Origin of the sequence: Nocardioides cavernae, from assembly GCF_016907475.1 — a bacterium.
Taxonomy (GTDB): domain Bacteria; phylum Actinomycetota; class Actinomycetes; order Propionibacteriales; family Nocardioidaceae; genus Nocardioides; species Nocardioides cavernae.
Genome location: NZ_JAFBCA010000001.1, coordinates 316,339 through 332,243, shown reverse-complemented (window position 1 = coordinate 332,243; position 15,905 = coordinate 316,339). Strand labels below are relative to the sequence as shown.

13 protein-coding genes are annotated in these 15,905 nt (G+C 63.8%); 5 read left to right on the top strand and 8 right to left on the bottom strand.

All coding sequences use genetic code 11. The features are described 5' to 3' along the window. Positions 1-25: 25 nt before the first annotated feature. The gene (locus tag JOD65_RS01610; protein ID WP_307820878.1) at positions 26-835 is read left to right on the top strand and encodes a hypothetical protein; all 810 of its coding nucleotides are present in this window, start codon (positions 26-28) and stop codon (positions 833-835) included. A gap of 712 nt (positions 836-1,547) precedes the next feature. Then, positions 1,548-2,576 carry a hypothetical protein gene (locus JOD65_RS01605; RefSeq protein ID WP_191194066.1) on the top strand — a complete coding sequence of 343 codons (1,029 nt, stop codon included), beginning with the start codon at positions 1,548-1,550 and terminating at the stop codon, positions 2,574-2,576. 354 nt (positions 2,577-2,930) lie between these two features. Here JOD65_RS01605 and JOD65_RS01600 read toward each other — a convergent pair whose 3' ends face one another. The 4 genes from JOD65_RS01600 to JOD65_RS01585 all read right to left on the bottom strand — a co-directional run bounded on the left by JOD65_RS01600 (position 2,931) and on the right by JOD65_RS01585 (position 7,273). Then, positions 2,931-3,662: a restriction endonuclease gene (locus JOD65_RS01600; RefSeq protein WP_191194067.1), complete on the bottom strand. Its 732-nt coding sequence runs from the start codon at positions 3,660-3,662 to the stop codon at positions 2,931-2,933. A 398-nt stretch (positions 3,663-4,060) separates the two neighbouring features. Further along, complete coding sequence (locus tag JOD65_RS01595) at positions 4,061-4,483, bottom strand: hypothetical protein (RefSeq protein WP_191194068.1); 423 nt, start codon at positions 4,481-4,483, stop codon at positions 4,061-4,063. A gap of 478 nt (positions 4,484-4,961) precedes the next feature. After that, positions 4,962-5,372 (bottom strand): hypothetical protein, encoded by a 411-nt coding sequence (locus JOD65_RS01590; RefSeq protein ID WP_191194069.1) that lies wholly within the window; start codon positions 5,370-5,372, stop codon positions 4,962-4,964. A gap of 1,640 nt (positions 5,373-7,012) precedes the next feature. Then, positions 7,013-7,273 (bottom strand): hypothetical protein, encoded by a 261-nt coding sequence (locus tag JOD65_RS01585; protein WP_191194070.1) that lies wholly within the window; start codon positions 7,271-7,273, stop codon positions 7,013-7,015. A 234-nt stretch (positions 7,274-7,507) separates the two neighbouring features. Between JOD65_RS01585 and JOD65_RS01580 the strand changes: the two genes are divergently transcribed. Continuing rightward, complete coding sequence (locus tag JOD65_RS01580; protein WP_191194071.1) at positions 7,508-8,140, top strand: hypothetical protein; 633 nt, start codon at positions 7,508-7,510, stop codon at positions 8,138-8,140. Positions 8,141-8,586: 446 nt separating this feature from the next. After that, complete coding sequence (locus JOD65_RS01575) at positions 8,587-10,185, top strand: IPT/TIG domain-containing protein (protein WP_191194072.1); 1,599 nt, start codon at positions 8,587-8,589, stop codon at positions 10,183-10,185. A 647-nt stretch (positions 10,186-10,832) separates the two neighbouring features. On the opposite strand, the gene JOD65_RS01570 is transcribed toward JOD65_RS01575, so the two are convergent. Next, a complete protein-coding gene (locus tag JOD65_RS01570; RefSeq protein WP_191194073.1) occupies positions 10,833-11,273 on the bottom strand; it encodes a hypothetical protein in 441 nt (146 codons plus the stop codon). A gap of 215 nt (positions 11,274-11,488) precedes the next feature. On the opposite strand from JOD65_RS01570, the gene JOD65_RS01565 reads away from it, so the two are divergent. Further along, on the top strand, positions 11,489-11,743 hold the full coding sequence (locus tag JOD65_RS01565; RefSeq protein WP_191194074.1) for a hypothetical protein: 255 nt from the start codon (positions 11,489-11,491) through the stop codon (positions 11,741-11,743). A 319-nt stretch (positions 11,744-12,062) separates the two neighbouring features. On the opposite strand, the gene JOD65_RS01560 is transcribed toward JOD65_RS01565, so the two are convergent. From JOD65_RS01560 to JOD65_RS01550, 3 genes are all read right to left on the bottom strand, one after another. Further along, complete coding sequence (locus tag JOD65_RS01560) at positions 12,063-13,151, bottom strand: hypothetical protein (RefSeq protein ID WP_191194075.1); 1,089 nt, start codon at positions 13,149-13,151, stop codon at positions 12,063-12,065. Positions 13,152-13,549: 398 nt separating this feature from the next. Beyond that, on the bottom strand, positions 13,550-14,602 hold the full coding sequence (locus JOD65_RS01555) for a hypothetical protein (RefSeq protein ID WP_191194076.1): 1,053 nt from the start codon (positions 14,600-14,602) through the stop codon (positions 13,550-13,552). Beyond that, on the bottom strand, positions 14,589-15,671 hold the full coding sequence (locus tag JOD65_RS01550; protein WP_191194077.1) for a hypothetical protein: 1,083 nt from the start codon (positions 15,669-15,671) through the stop codon (positions 14,589-14,591). The genes JOD65_RS01555 and JOD65_RS01550 overlap by 14 nt, the downstream gene beginning before the upstream one ends. Between the last annotated feature and the right edge of the window lie 234 nt (positions 15,672-15,905).

Below are 15,905 nucleotides of genomic sequence, written 5' to 3'. Positions count from 1 at the left end.
GACGCGCAAGGGCCGCTTGACAACTGTGCAGGTATCCCGTTTCATTGATCTCAATGAAACGGATGAGCACGCAGCGCTCATGCCGCCGGTCAACCGGTACAACGAATCGAGGATCACCATGACCACCCCCATCACCACCGACCTTGCCGTCCTGCGTCAGGCCATGAATGTCGACGTCGAGTCCGTGGCGCCGAGCTACGGCTACAACGGCGACGCCTACGACGTCGTCAACAGCACCATCACGGCGACAGTGCAGGTACCACTAGAGGCTGAGTACCGCTTGGTGCTCGCCGGCCAGGTGGAGAGCGGCACCTCCGCGATCGTCCGTGTCGTATCCGCGACTGACCAGGACTTCAAGAACGTGGAGAACTTCAAGCGCATCAACAAGGGGGAGGCCAGCATCATCAAGCCGGTCCTGGACAAGGCCGGCATCGTGCTCGACCCCGCACTCGACGAGCGGGACCAGCTCATCGAGCACGCCGCCAACTACAAGGTCGCGGACATCAGGCTCCCGGCTGGTCAGCACGTTCTCCGTATCCACGCCAGTGAAAAGCTCACGCCGGTCGATGGTGACCCCCGTCAGTACCGCTTCACCATGTACGCCCCGCAACTCTCGCTCGCACCCGTAGCGAACGTCCGCCTGGGTGTGACGGTGGTGTTCCCGCTCGACTTCGCCGCGGCCATCCAGCCGCCCCTCGTCGAGGCGCTCCCCAACCAGGTGCAGCCGAACCTGGTCGCCGGAAGCGACCAGCCCGTGACCCTCGGCGCCCAGCAGGCCTACGGCTGGGCGTTTCAGGCCGACCCCAAGATCACGATGACCTACCGGTACGCCTGACGAGCGGCGAACGCGCGAGGACGAAAGGGGTGAGCCCATGGCCCGGAACACCGGACTTTCGGTGGCTCCACCCACGCTGACGCTGAGAGGAGGTGACGACATGGCTGGAAAGCCGAGCAAGGCCGCGCTGTCGAAGGCGGGCAAGACTCTCGCGTCCAACGGATCATCCAAGGGCGCAAAGTCGAAGGCCGGTAGCACCCTGGGTAAGGGCTGATATCAGCGCGGCCGCGCTCCTGTTTGACTAGGGAGCGCGGCCGTCCCCTGCGTCTGTCCCCCGCTTGTCGCGGTCATGAGCCGCTGTCGCCTCGGAGACCTCACTGCGAGTCGACCTCGGTTGGTTGGTTCTCACCGATTACGGTGCGAGCGGCAGTTCCAGATGGTGAATCGGGAGGATGAGTCTGTGTCTGCACTGGACGCGGTAGGTCAACGACTGCGAGCGTCCTTACGCGATTGGCTTCAAGCGGAGCCATCGAGCGATGGCAGTACCCATCTTGAGCGGGTCCGGTCCGGATGGTCTGACGGACGCAAAGCACTCGAACTGATCAGCACTCAGCAGGACTGGACTCACCGACGAGTTGAGACCTACTCACTTGAAGAGCACGGCGAGACGCGTCAGAGAATTTCGTGGGATTTCACAATCGACCGGTCGCTCGCCATACCTGCGAGCAGGGGCCGGACAGCTGTGCCTCTTGCCACAATGCGAAAACAGTCCTTGAAACGCCTCGACGTTACCGATGCCAGCGGGACGGCCCTTTCCGTATGGGGAAGAGACGACAACGGCCGCCTCGCGCAGGCCGCTCTGACCTCCTACCTGACCGGGCTCCTCGGCCGCGACCTAACTGATCGCGAGGAGTTGACCCTGCACAGAATCGTGTTCGCCACGGACGCCGAAGCCGCCTACCCGGATCTGCAGCGCCTGAGTCGAACTCTTTCGAAAGCAGGCGACGGCGGTGCGAGCTTGATGGCTATCGCCAGCGATCTCGCGGCGAACTTCCTATTGGTCGTTGAGGTGCCCACCGACTCTGTCGGCTCACGCTCGCTGGTGAAGCTGCAGCATGAGGGCGACATCGGTGAAGGCGAGCAGTTCAATGCCCTAGCCACAGTTCACGGTTATCGGTTCGAGGGGGCTGCGTGGTCCAGTGTTGCCAGTTGGCACGTTGAGATCCACGCCCCGCCGGGTTTGGCAATCGCTGGTCTCACCGCCCGAGTCTCCGACACAGATGACAAGGGGGAGTTGGTCACGCGGGAAGTCCTTATCTCGCCGGCGACGGGGCCGACGGCGCACATCAGCGGCGAGAAAACGCCGCTTGGGTCTTTGTCCTTCGCCGACCTGGAGTTGCGCCCTGCCGCCGCGGGGCTTGTCAACCAAACTGTCGCAGGCGCGATCGCTGCTTCGTTGCTCCTCGGTGCAGGTTGTATCTGGACCGACCGGCTCTTCGACGCGGTGAAAGAAGCCGATCGAGCAGCCGCCGTCGCAGCGGTGATGCTCGCCGTTCCAGCCGTCCTGATCGCGCTCGTGGCCAGAGGTCCCGAGCATCCGTTGGTATCCCGCCTTTTGCTCGCTCCCCGGCTCGTGAACTTCGCGGTCGCGACCGTCCTGCTTGCGACAGCGGCAGCGCTCGTCCTGGGACTTGACCAATACGCCTTCGAGTGGACGCTGAGAGCCTTGCTAGCAGGCCAACTGTTGCTCCTCATCGTCGCGATCGGCATTCGGATCCGCGCTGTCGGTGGTCGCACCTAACCTTCACTGCACAGGTAGAATCGATCTCGCACCACTGGGTGCACGGCTGGAGGAGCACACATGGCGAGGAAGAAGCACCTGCGCGTGACTCGCAAGGGGTCCACTGTGTCCGCTCCCAAGAAGGGCCTCATGGTCCGCTCGGCTGAGAGCACACGAATGACCGGCTTGCGGAGCCTGCCCGTGGACAAGCGCCAGGCAGCTGTCACGGCGATGCTGCGCACCGCCCGCTGAGCTCAAGATCATCCAGCCCTGAAGGGTCGTCCGTCCCTCGTCACACGCAGCAAGCACTAGGCCATGCCAGTGCGCCTGCGGGCGGGTAGCGCGTCAATCCGCCGCGTAGTCACGCTCGCTCAGTCATCCGGCGTAGGCAGCCGCCTTCAGAGCAGCGACCGCAGCCCTCGCATGCACGTCGACACGATCGAACAATTCACGATATCCCCGCGCCTGAAGCACGTCCTTGGGCAGGACTGCGAACTTGTCGCCCCTGAGCGGCAGGCTTGGGTACTCGAGGTCGTGGCCCATCAGCCTCATCCAAGGAGCAAATGGCATAAGCAACGCAACGAGCGGCTGGAAACTGCGCCAGAGCTCCCAGAACTGCTGTGCCTCGCTGGATGTGAGTGGGCGTCCGGCGGTCGGTGGGAGCGGTTCAGTCCAACGGAGAAACTCGTCGAAGCGCTTGCCAACCTGGGGCACGAAGTGCGCATCGATCCACTGGTGTTCAAACTCCGCCTGAAACTCCGTCCAGGTCAGAAGTTTGACGTTGGTTGATTCGACCGCAGCGAAGGCACCTGCTTGGAAACCGGAGGAGCCGACGATGTAGCCGATGTTTGCGCCGGTATCAGCCATCGTTGTTCGAAACCCGTGAACGACGTTCTGGGGAACACGAGCCTTCCAGTGCTTGCACTCGCAAAGAACGATGCTCTTACGTCCACGAATCACCTCCTCCGCGTAGACATCGACCTCAGTAGCGCCACGTACGGTTTGCAGGACGTGCTCTACCTTGACCAGGAAGCCACATTCCTCCAGTACGTCCCCAACTGCGCGCTGCAGGTCTCGCCAATCGGTGGGGACGTGTTCCGTGATCACCCGCGCAGCCTAGTGACGCCTAAGTCGCGATCGTCTCCCCATTGGACTCAGGCAGTCGGCCGTGAGTTCATCGATGTCACCGCTCAGGATGGATCGGGGTTCGCTCTACTTCTACTGATCGCTGAACTCGCGTCACTCCGCCGCGCTTATGGTGCGTAACGCACCCCCCGCGCGGGTCGCATCTTGATGCGCTGAAGCGACTTGGCCAGTACGCGTGGCTCGGCTCTCATGAAACGCTGGGCGCGCCCGCGTGTGTTGGTCTGCGCCGCTTCGCTTTCCTTCGGGAGCTCGGCGTGGTCCAGTCCGATGCCAGCGCCGGCCGTCGCGCACGCTGAGCACCCGCTGAGGCCCGCCCAAGCGTTTAAAGCCCTGCGCCCAGCTGTGCCGCGCACACGACCTCAGTATGGGCCGGGAATCTCATCGCTGATGTCCGGTCCATCCTCGGGGTTTGGTTGGATCGCGATGTTGTCATCGGAATCCAGCTCGATCTGAGCAACACCCTTGTATGACGAAACCGTTCCTTCGGCGCAAATCGTGGGCGCTGGCGCCTCGGTAGCCCACTGATAGGACTCTGCCAAGTCCGGCTCAGAAGACCAGACCACGATTGTGAAGCGGTCGGGGTCCGGGTAGTCCCTGCCAAGGTTGAAGAACGTTGCCTCGGAGTCGGAATCGAAGGACACACTTCGCAGCGCGCCGCACACCTCGGCGTCGTCTCCGACCTTCGCGGCGGCCTCGTCCCAAGAGATGGACGAGGAGCAGCCGCCGAGGATCACAGTCCCAACTAGGGCTATGAGGTGCGATCTGGCCACGCTGAGTCGCATGCTCGATTCCGTCTTTCTACGCGTGTCGTTCCTGGTCAGCCTAGGTGCGTCGCGGGTTGCTGTCCCTAGTTCGCGGAACCCGTGCTGACCGGGGTGAGGAAGTGCTTTTGCTCAGCACAAACAAGTACACACCACCGTCTTATTTGCGTGGGCGGAGTGGCACCAGGACTATCCAAAAGACGACAGTCGACCGTGCGGCCGATGGGGTACCTCATTATCGATCAGGACCGCTCGACGTGGGGGGTCTGGTCATCGCGGTGACTACCCGCAAACAGTTGCGGCGCGACGCCTGGGAGCAGATGCGGCGTGGTGCGGTTTTTGGAGCGCCAGCAGCCTGGGTCTGTCGCAGAGTTCGCTGCACAGTTGAGCGAAGAGACTCCCGAAAGCAACGTGCACCGTCTCCACGCCAGTTGACGACCCACGCGGAACCACCCCCGGCGAAGGTTGCGCCAGGGGTGGTTGTGTCCTTCAGTGAGGACTACTGGTCGTCGGGCTCTAGCTCCGGAAGGGCTAGCTCCCGCTCCCAGTCGTCATAGTCATCGTCCTCAAGTGACCCGAGGTTCCGAAACTTGTTGCGGTGCACCATCTTCTGGCTGTTGCCGTTGCGCTGGTGGACCTTGGTAGTCAGTCGAATCGTGCCGGTCGCCCCGAGCTCGATGCAACGACTCGTGATGACCTCGACGGTGTCCTCAATCATTTCGTCGCCGATGAACAGTCGCCGGCCTTGCAGCTCGAGGGCGACAGCACCGAACACGAGGTCGTAGTGCTGCCCAGCGTCAATCTCCTGCGAGAGCTGAAACGCGCCTGCGTTCCGCTCGGGCGTGAGCCCAATGCGCGTGATCCAGCGATGCTTCATCGGGACACGAAGGTCACGGATCGACTCCTGCACCGACCACTCCCACATCGCGGGATGGACTGGCGTGGCCCCGACTGGGGAGAGTTCCATTCGCAACGGCTCCGAAGTGCAGCAGAATCGTTGCAGGGCCTTACGATGCCTGTAGTGAGCGTCTGTCCACTCCAGGCGCGTCTCTGTCAAGAAAGCTTCGCGCGGACCTTCGCAGCCCGATCGTCGTCTGACAGGTCGAGGCCGTGGACCCTCCGAAAGTCAGCAAGGACGGCGGCGCGCATGCTCGACGACGCAGGAACGGTCACGGACACACGCGACGCGACGCGCGACACTGCGTTCATGACGCCACTGACGTGACGATCGTGAGCCATCGTGCTCATGTCTCTGCCTCCAGTCGATTACAGCGCCGACTGTGAGAGTTTGGGCCGGCGCTGCCCTCATAGTGTGTCACAACGGTCGGAAAAATGTACAGGTTTACTTGACAAGAGCTCGGTCACACTACTCACATAAGTAGACATGTCGGCGCCGAGCCGCACTGTGGACCAATGGCGGGCGGCAAGACACCGGGCGGGCGGGACACGGTTGCCGAGCGTGTCGCCAACACCCGCGCTTGTCAGGGCGGCCCCGCAGCACCTTGGACCTACACCGGGAAGCGACTGACCCGCAGACTGGCTGGCGTCCTGCGCGACAGGGGCCCGAGCCGTCTGCGCCACCCGTCCGTCACTGCTGGTAGGTCGGTCCATGCGAACGTCAGGCAGCTTTGCTGCTCGAGTGGCGGAACGTGAGCGGCCACTACGCACGGATCTGCCGCTTTGCCGCGGTCGCGAAGGCGCCCCATTCCGCCGCATGACAGCGCTGCGTTTTGGCAGCACTCGCTGATGCCGGTGTTGCGTCCACAGATGCACTTGAGCATTCGTTGGCTGGCCAGAGAAAGCAGCGCTTGCCCGCCCGGGCGCGGGTGGCTCGGCCTGGGCGACTCAGGACTGCAGGCGCCGTTGATCTTCAGCGAACTCCGCCGCAAGTTCCCGCCGTCGAAGCGCAGCCGGACTGTTCGGGTCCTCAAGCCGACCACCGCGCCACGATTTCGCCCGAACCTGCTCATAGTGCCGACTCGGCCCATTGGCCACGTCATCTGGTGCAGCGACCTGACGACCATTGAGCTCGAACCACGACACGGAGTACGCGCTGATGTCAGCTCCACCTTGGCGCCACCAGGCCAGTACGACCGATACGCACAGGACGCAGTACTCGTCGTGCGGTGTCAGATCGGAACGATCCGGCTCGGCCGTTACGGTGACTTGCGCTCCGCACAACTGCGCTCCGGAGGGATGGGCAAGCGCGTTGTGGAGTCCCACGTTAGGAGGCCTCAGGGGGCGCTTTCCGTACTGCGGGAATGCTGCGTAGATAAGGTCGTCCTTTGCTACGGCAATCGCGTGAGCCTCCACTGGTTCCCCCGACCTACTGACCCGTCTCGTTTGTGCAACAACGGTACTGGTCGGTCGAGTTGCGGCGGAGCAACTCTGCCGAACTTCGCCATGGAGCTCGCCATGGACGATCAAGCACGGTGACTTGAGGCTGCTGCGGACCACAGCACCAGGTCCGGAGACACCGCAGCGCGTGCGTCTTTTCGCCGCCTGTCGGGTGCGTCCGAATTGCGGGTGAGGTAACGGTGAGCGGACCGTTCAGTCTGCGGCTGGAGGCATGGGCATGGCTCCACGTCCGCGGCGCTTGCGCCAATCGTCCAACCGCTTGCCGGACATCGCGTTGGCGTGGGTTCGAGCCAGCTCTCGGAACCCGTCCTCCGATAACCGCATCGTCTCGTCGGTGACGGACAGGACGCCTTGAAAGATGATCTCGTGGTCGCGTCGGTTTACGGCGACATCGACGACGTTGAAGTTCAAAGTCTCGACCAGTCGCTCGCTGTGCTCCAGCGCGGTGAGCACTTCCTCGCAGATGATTGCGAACTCGTCGTCGTCGAAGACGCAAAGAACCCAGCAACGTCTGGGCGGCCCTCACCCGCGGGTCGGCGAGCAGGAGGGTGTCAGGCGGACACTCTCAGACCTTGGCGAGGCTCGCGACCCTGGAGCTGATCGTTGGCGTCTCACGCCCAGGCGTTGCTCACTGGTCGGGAGGTGAGGATGCTGGTGGTCCGAACTCTGCTCTCGAGGAGGCAGCCCATGTCGAGTGACTCACCGACTCCGTGGGAAGTGACAACGGAGCTGATGGGCAACATCAGGGAAGCGCAACGCCGGGCGGAGAAGGATTCGCTCAGGTTGGCGCTGGTCACTGCCGGGTTCCTGGTGCTCAGTTTCTCGGCAACCGACCAAATTGCTGTTGCCGGGGTGGTGGTCTCCGATCCAAGCATCGTCCTTTACGGACTCCTCCCGTACGCGGCCCTGCTCGCGCTGAGTTTTGTGAAGGCGCAGGAACTGACGACGTGCATCGCCCGGCGCCTTCGCATCCACATGCACGAGGACCAAATGGACGTCCCACGGGAGGCGTACCCGATGGACTGGGACGCCCTTCGCGACCGGACTCGGGCGCTCGGGTTCCCAAAGGTCGCGGACGTAGTTGGCCCCGCGATGGTGTGGGCTGCCGTACTTCTCGGGTGGGGACTCAGCCTGCGTGAGGCTCTTCAGGCCGGCGAGTACTTCTGGTTCGTGTTGGCGTCGGTCGCCACCGCTGGCGTGGTGGTCCTGAGTGCGAGGTCCGCATGGCACACCTCGTTCCTCGGCGCCCCTGAACACCGGGAGCATCACTGTCCGCGCTGCGGGTCACCGGAGGAGGGACACCCCGCCGCCGACCTCTAGTGCGCGCGGAGCTTGTCCCGTCTGGCCCGGACGCGCCGCGAGCCAGTCGCCGGGTGCTCCGGCCTTTAGTTTGCATACTTCCGTCGCCCGCCTCCTGAATCTTCGCCACCGGCACTAGGACGTCCGCCAAGCATCGGCAGGGCCGCCGACGCCCCGCGTCGAGCCGCCGCGTATGACTTGTCAATCACTGAGCCGAGTTCGGCGCGAAGTAAGACATGCCTGCGTCAGGACCTCTCTGCCGCCAGTAGAGGCAACCTGCAGATTCACGCTTACACCGTTCGGGGTGCGAATCACCCGCGCATGCAAAGGGCGAGTGCAATGGCCTACCCGTGACTGCGGTAGTACGTAAAGGCGCGTAGACCGCGAGCGTCATTGTGCTGTAAACCTGCATTTGACCGCGTAATCGGCGGTCCCACTCTCAGGGGCCGCCTCGGGGAGGAGCGGGCATGGCAGTGAACGTCAAGATCGACGTGAACGGGAATCGCTACTCGGGCGACAAGGTCAACGTCCGGGCAGGCGACAAGGTCACCCTGTCCGCCGTCACCGCGGCTGCCGGCGCGGCTGCGATCGATGGCACCTGGAAACACGAGAAGGAAGCGCTCAAGCCCGCCAAGGATGAGGCGGGCGAGGAGCAGGCGGGCAAAGTTGAGATCACTATCGGCAGGAACACCGCCGGCAAGCACATTTTCACCTCTAAGGCCAACACCGCCGACAAGGCAGAAGCCACCCTCGAGCTCGTCGGCGAACCGGACGACGAAGGACGGTCCTCCTTCTGGAAGGGCACAGGAGCCGTTTTCGGTGTGCTGGGCATGTTCACCGTGCTGGTCGGCGTCACGCTGTTCGTGCCACCGGACAGGTTTCACGTAGCGCGCAGCATCGTGGTCGGCATCTTGACGATCGCCGCCATGCTCGTCCTCGCAGACGTTGCTGGGCGCGTGACTGCCGGCAAGAGCGGACTGCCGGCTCTGGTTAAGGGAGCGGACCAGCGAGCTTCCACCTCCAAGATCCAGTACCTGCTGTGGACACTTCTCCTCGGCTTCGTCCTCGCCCTGGTAGCTGCTTACGCCGGGCTCACCGACGGCAGCACCTTCCAGTGCGGCGAAAGCACCACCAACTTCTGCATCCCGGGCGAGGAAGCCACCTGGACCCCGTATCTCATCCTTCTCGGCGTTCCCGCGGCCACTGCTGCGGTGGCCAAGGGGATCGTGTCCACGAAGGTTTCCAACGGCGTGCTGCAGAAGACAGAGGCACAGCAGCCGAGCCTTGCCGATGTTGCCACTAACGACGCCGGGAACGCCGATCTCGTCGACATCCAGTACCTGGTGTTCAACCTGATTGCGTTCGTCTACGTAGGCGCCTACTTCGCCACCAACCAGACGCTTCCGCGTGTTCCTGACCTCCTGCTCGGCCTGACCAGCGCAGCCGCCGCCACCTACGTGCTGAACAAGTCGTTACTCAATAACAAGCCGACGATCACCTCGGTCACCCCATCAGCGATCAAGCCTGGAGACGTCCTGACCGTGAAGGGAGAGAACCTGCTGGTCAAGGACTCCGATGGGAAGACGCCGCAGACCCTGTCCGCGAAGGTCGCCGGGATCGCCGCGACCGCCAAGGTGTTCGAGGAGCCGTCCGGCAGCGGCCATCTGACGATCCAGGTACCTGAGGGAATCGCGACATCCACCCAGACCACACCGACCGTGACCGTGGTGACAACCGCGAACATCGAGACGGACGGGTACCCGATCAGCTTGGTGCCGATCACGGTGCTTGGGTGGTCGCAAACCGCGACGCAGACACGTGCGCCGGCGGCAGGAGCGGACAACGCCAAGCTGACCGTGACGGGTCTGCCGAAGAAGCTCGAGCTCGACGAAGCCGACTGGAAGACAGTTCGGGTGATCATCGGCGGCATGGACTCGCCAGGCGAGCTCACCGACGACAACGAGGTGACCTTCGACGTGCCCGATGGCCTCGTGAAAGGTGAAACTGAGGTCAAGGTTGCGTTCCAGGGAAGAACGAGCGCGGTCGCCAAGGTCCCGATCGCCTGAGTGCGACAGCCCGGCCGGCGTCCAGCGCCGTTGGCCCTTCGACGGCCCGGTCCCGGTCCGGCCAGGTCTTGGGCCTAGCCCCGCACCGCGGTGTAGCCGGCACGGTCTGTGGTGAACCGAACCGAACCGGGCAACTGCTCGTGCCGGTCAATGACCTCGATCGTGGCTCGCGTACGCCGTGGTGGTTCGTGACCATCCCCGAGCCACTGATCCCACCGTGGGGGTACCTGTTCCGACCGACGCGGCCCACCGTGGCGCAACTGTCTCGCAACGAACGACCGCCTGGTCCGCACGAAGTGGTGCCCCGGTGCAGACTGCGCACCCATTGTGGCGCTGTGGCCGATCGGCTGCCGCTGCCGCACGTTCGTCGTGAACCAGCCAGAGCAGCCGTCCATCGGAGCCCCACTCGGGTGGGTCCCTCCATCAGACGAGTAGGGACGAGCTCGACGGAGACCTCTGCCTGCAGGCAAGACGGACGTTGTCGGACCTGGCAGCGGGGGCGCGGTGCCGGACGTCGGCACCCTCGGCGATCTATTCGACGCCCACGGCGGCGGCCCCGACCTGAGCGACTGCGCAGTCGACTGACCGACCACTCACCCGCGTCCTACCGCCGCGATCGCCGGTCCGCACGCGTTGGTGTCGAGTGCTCACTCGGCGATCGGTTCCCAAACGAGTTCAGCAACGTCGATCACGAGATTGGATCTGTTCTTCGGGTTGTCCGGTGCGCGGACCTCGCCCACGCAGACGCACTGGACGTCATTGAGGCGCCGGTAAGGATCGCGATCGCTGGTGTGGCGCACCGAACCGACGATCTGCCGGCGGCCCGCCGGATAGGCGCGGCCGTATCCTTGGAGATCAACCATGATGACCGCGCCGTCATCGGTCGCGATGGCGGCACGGAAATCCGGACAGAACGGCCCAGCTGACGTCCGACGATACGGAAAGTTGGCACCTCGGAAACTGCCGACGACCGACCCCTCACAACGGCCCTCGGCGAGGAACAGGTGTTGCTCCCATCCGCCTTCCAACGAGACAGCCCAACTCTCGGGGTAGGTGAAGCGAATCCGGTACAGCTGCTCCAGTCTCACGATGCCGCTCCCGCCCTCGACCATGGAGCCTGCCGAGCGATGACGGACAGGCACGGACCCGTTCAGGTCTACCCCGGTGTCCGGGCCTGGTCCAGATCTGCGCATCGCTGGACCCGCGTCACTTCGCCGCCTGACGGCGCCAGCTGCTGGACCTGCACATGCCGACGACAGCGCGTCCCCAGAATGCACGTTGAGCAGGCCCCTATGGTGCGGTCATGGATGCCTTTGACGACGTCATCGAATCTGCCAAGCCGCCCAAGTCACCCAGGTCGGAGGACACCAGGCGTAGGCCGAGTTTCCTCCTTCAAGCTGTCACTGTGGCCGCCGTGGCGACCGCCGCATTCACTGGCATCACTGCATGGGAGACCTATCAAGACCGCGTCAACACCAAGGCGTTCTACTGCACCTTTGCCGCCAGTCCCGAGCCCAACCCGGATCAGACGGACTTGGCCGAACGACTCGACTGTTGACAGCAACGGGCGACGCCAGTCGAGCAGCGATCGGGGCAATACGCACTGACATGTGCGATGAGTGCGTGCATCGGTGGTCCGTGGGGTACTGCAGAGCGCGTGCTCGTCGGCGTCTTTTCCTTCGGGCGAGACACGCTCACGCCCTAGGGTGCGAGCGCGGCGAGCACGCCCGTCGACGGTGAATCGACGATCACGGCCCGCGTCTTATCGCCGCGTGCCGAGCGATGAGGGGCTTGTACACGTTCTCGCACCGTGTTGCATGCCCCCTTAATCGGGGCCTCCGGGTACTCAGAGACGACCACGGTGCTTATGGATTCGGTCAACGGCCGCTTCGGCTTCGTTTTCGGCAGGAGGCTGGCGGAGCCACCGGCGTCATTCGTCGGCCCCCGTCATCGACGCGGAACTGCTGAATGAGGAAGCAAACGAGATCGACCCCGATGACGCGGACCTCAACACCCAAATAGTCCTCGTCATCGGTGTCTACGTAATCACTGAGCCGCCTCGCGACGTATGACTGGCTGCCCTGGCGGTGCCCGACGAGGCCGCTGGCCCGCCGCAACCGAGGCCGGTACAGGTCTCCGGTGCGGGTGGTTCGCCCGGCGTAGCGAGAATGGAAGCGGGTCTTGACCTCGAATGCGACCAGCGTATCGTCGACAATCGCGAGGACGTCGAGATCCTGCCTACCCATCGCGCGCGGCATCTCCGCGTCCCCGAGCGCCACAATCGTGCCGCAGAGCTCGGACTCGATCCAGATCGCTGCTGTCTCCTCGCCGAGCCCGCCGATCTGAGCATTGGTAGCGCCGTCAAGATGCACGTCGAGGACCAGTTCATGCCGATCCGGGGCAAGATCGTAGCGATTGCGAAATCGAGCCGCCTCAACGTCCGGGCCGTCGATGACGGCCATGTCCAGGAACGCCGGAAAGTCGCTGTCGTCGGTGTACTGCGGGAGGACTACTAACACTGCGGCAGTTGCTCGGACTGCCCGGTTCTCCAAGGCGCGGTAACGCTTGCCGGCGGCTGACCACCCCCGGTTCAGCGCACGGTCCTGGTCGAACAAGTTGGGGCCGAACAGGCCTCCGCCGCTGAAAGCCACGAAGTGGCCACGGTCCAGCGCCCGCCCGTGCCATTCGGTGCGAGTCGGGAAACCTCGCTGGTAATCCGCGTCGCGCGGTCCATCCGGGGTCGTCGGGCGAGCCACCACGGCTGCCGTCCTCTCCGCGCGTGTCTGGGAGCCTAGGTCGAACAGGTACGTCGCGGGGCCATGCTCGAACTCGACGAGTTGGGACGCGGGCGTATTGGCTTGGTACCTCGTCTGGCCGTAGGACAGCGCGGCGGCTGCCACCTCATCGACCGAGGCCGTTGCAGCCATCTGCGCAAGCAGCGGCCTTAGCCCGCTCTCGATGGGCATCTCGAGTGATCTCACTTCGGGTAGTAGGAGCAACGGACCTCACATTAGGCGGCCAGCGACGCCGCTCCGCACGATCACGAGTTCCCGCTCGGCCCGTCGAGCTTGCCTTGCGGCAACGCAGCCCACCGACTATCACCCATTCGATGCGGTCGGCTACACGTCCGGCGTTAGGACGCGGATGACGATGATGTCGCCGTATGCCAGGCAATGAACTCGAAGGAGGGTCAGGACACGCGCCGTGCCGTGACTGCCCAGAGCAAGCCGGATAATGCGACCACAGTTCGGAATGACTCAGTAACAGAGTGGCCGTGCCCCCGTCATGAGCGAAGGTTTTGTGGGCACCACCGACTTTGGGGGTCGCACGGCGGAGACCAGCGACGGCCCCCACGCTCAGGGCGCTAGCGCCACACCAGCCAGACCATGGCCACCACCGCCAAGGCACCGACGACGGGGAACACTCCGTTGTGTAGTGGCCAATGAACCGGACGCCATGCCGACTTTCTACGCGTGTCCACGAGGCCACGGAAGGGTTGGTCTACCGGGCTCGTCATGAACGGTCGCCAAGTCTTCGAATAGCTGGTGAATCGCTGTCGGTCGGACAGCGCTTCCGAGTGCGTGAACTCGGGGGCGATCACATTGATCAGATCAGCAACCGCATCTGGGGCGGCGTTGAAGCCGCTACGCCCCGACGGTCCCGAGTCCGTGATCGTCCACTGAGCCCACGGGACCACGGAGTCTGCGGTGCCGTAGTGGTTGAGCACTTCCCCCACCAGACCCTTGGTCTGCAGTCGCTTCCACGGGAAGTCGGGGCGAAGAATGCATCCGGTCAGGATGACACGTCCGATCCTCAAACCCTTGGGGTCGGCTTCTTCGTCGAGCAGTACGTGCCCGAGGAGCCATGTGCCGAAGCTGTGAGCAACGACGTCCGGTTCGCTGCGGACGGAATGCTTGGGCGCCTGTTCACTGAGCTCGAGGATCTTCTCGCGCAGCCGACGTTTGAGGGTGCGGCGACGCCAAGGGAGGATGACACCTGGGACGATACGTCCGTACTTGAAGACGAAGGTCGGGATCGCTTGGCCCTGCCAGAGACCGATGTCGAAGGTCAGGTGCTCCTGCCAGAGCCCCTTGGTGTTCATGCCGTGCACGAGGAGCAACCAGCCAGGAGTTCGCCTGGGGCCGGCGTTCCACACGAAGACAGGGATCCGTTCCGGCTCCTCGTCGGGAAAGTCCGGATCTCGTTCACCGTCGCGCCAGTGTTCGAATAGCCAGGTGGCGTCAGCGAGGAGCGCAAGTGCCTGCCCTGGCTGGAAGGTGACGTCGACGGTGGAGGCGGCCGCGGCGAGCTCCGTCGTTGTGAACGAGATGCTGCCGCGCTGGTAGGCCGATTCGAGTTCGTCGACCAGGAGTCGCGGATGGCGGCTGCGGAGGTCAGCCCAGTCAGGATCCGCCATCGTTGGCCGCCTTCGGGGTCTTCCTCGGGTTCGTTTGGAATCTGTAGAGCGTGCGGAGAATGTGCCACACGCTGTCGGCGGTCAGGCTCGACCAGAGGCGGATGCGGAAGTCACCTGCGGACAGTTCGACGCGACCAAAGTCCCCGAACCGGAACGCCGCTGAAGTGCCGTCGAACGCGCCAACGGTCTGTTCGCTGCGGATCACCTCGCGAACGACCTTGACGTCCGGCGAGTCGAAGTAGCTTCCGTCGGTTACGGTGGCGCCGAACTCGACGTACGCGGCGCCGCTCTTGAGTCGGGTGGTCGACGGGGTGGCCGCGACCCCTGCTGTGCCGAAGGTGAGCGCCTGGTCGAAGTTGCGGATAACTTTCGACACGAGCAACGGCTTGGAGCGAAGCAGTTCGAAGTCGAACACGGACTGGACTGTCTCCATCGCGGTTGCCAGCGCGGCTTCGTGTTCCGCGGTCTTGATGGGGCTCGCTACGAACAAGGCCGCCATGGCGTCCTGGGGTCGGATCTCGAACCGCATGACTTCGCGCACGGCGCGGCCCCGGTAGGCACGGAACTGGTACTCGAAGCCATCGATCCACTCGTTGGGTTTGTCGTGTTGCGCCTCGTCCCTGCCTCGGATCCAATACTGCGCGCCGGTGTGCCAGTGGAAGCGCAAGGAGTCGTCGTAGGTGATGGCAACCAAATGGAACGATTCGTCCTCCGGCCAGTCGACAACGCCGGTGGTCGATCGGTCCCAATACTCGCCGAGTTCGGCGTCCTCGACCGCCTGCCGGGCCGCAGTCCGGGTCGCAAACTGTGCCTTTACGTCCTGGCCAAGCCTGTACACGTAAACGTGCTGTTGACCCCAGCCCTCGACGGCGTTGAGCCACGATTCGATGTGTTCTCGGGTGATGACGCCGTCCTCGATCGCCTTGGTCAGGTTGGCATCGAAGTCCGCCTTCGTCGCGCCGATGCGGACTTTGTGCTCGCGCAGCAGTTCCTTGATGAAAGTGTTGCTTTGAACGCGCACGATGCTGAGAGCGAGTTCCCTGAGAGCCTCTTTCTCAGTGTCGGACATCGATGCTCCTGCCATTCGATAAATGTCGGCCTGGCTTCTGCGAGTCTTGACTCAAAGCGACGTCCAGCCCAGTATGTCCTGCCCGGCACGCGACACTATTAGCCACACGGCTCCAAGCCAATAGCCCGTTGATCGAGCACGGCGAGGCGCTCCGGCGACTGCCTTCCGCCTCCGCCGCGATGAGTGCGTCAATCCGCCGCGGCTCCGCAGCGACTGCCCAGGCTGCAGGTCGAG

Bases quoted from the DNA above. Each gene is read 5' to 3' on its own strand.
- JOD65_RS01555 (WP_191194076.1), bottom strand. From the start codon at position 14,602: ATGGCGGATCCTGACTGGGCTGACCTCCGCAGCCGCCATCCGCGACTC.
- JOD65_RS01550 (WP_191194077.1), bottom strand. From the start codon at position 15,671: ATGTCCGACACTGAGAAAGAGGCTCTCAGGGAACTCGCTCTCAGCATC.
- JOD65_RS01595 (WP_191194068.1), bottom strand. From the start codon at position 4,483: ATGCGACTCAGCGTGGCCAGATCGCACCTCATAGCCCTAGTTGGGACT.
- JOD65_RS01560 (WP_191194075.1), bottom strand. From the start codon at position 13,151: ATGCCCATCGAGAGCGGGCTAAGGCCGCTGCTTGCGCAGATGGCTGCA.
- JOD65_RS01575 (WP_191194072.1), top strand. From the start codon at position 8,587: ATGGCAGTGAACGTCAAGATCGACGTGAACGGGAATCGCTACTCGGGC.
- JOD65_RS01580 (WP_191194071.1), top strand. From the start codon at position 7,508: ATGTCGAGTGACTCACCGACTCCGTGGGAAGTGACAACGGAGCTGATG.
- JOD65_RS01565 (WP_191194074.1), top strand. From the start codon at position 11,489: ATGGATGCCTTTGACGACGTCATCGAATCTGCCAAGCCGCCCAAGTCA.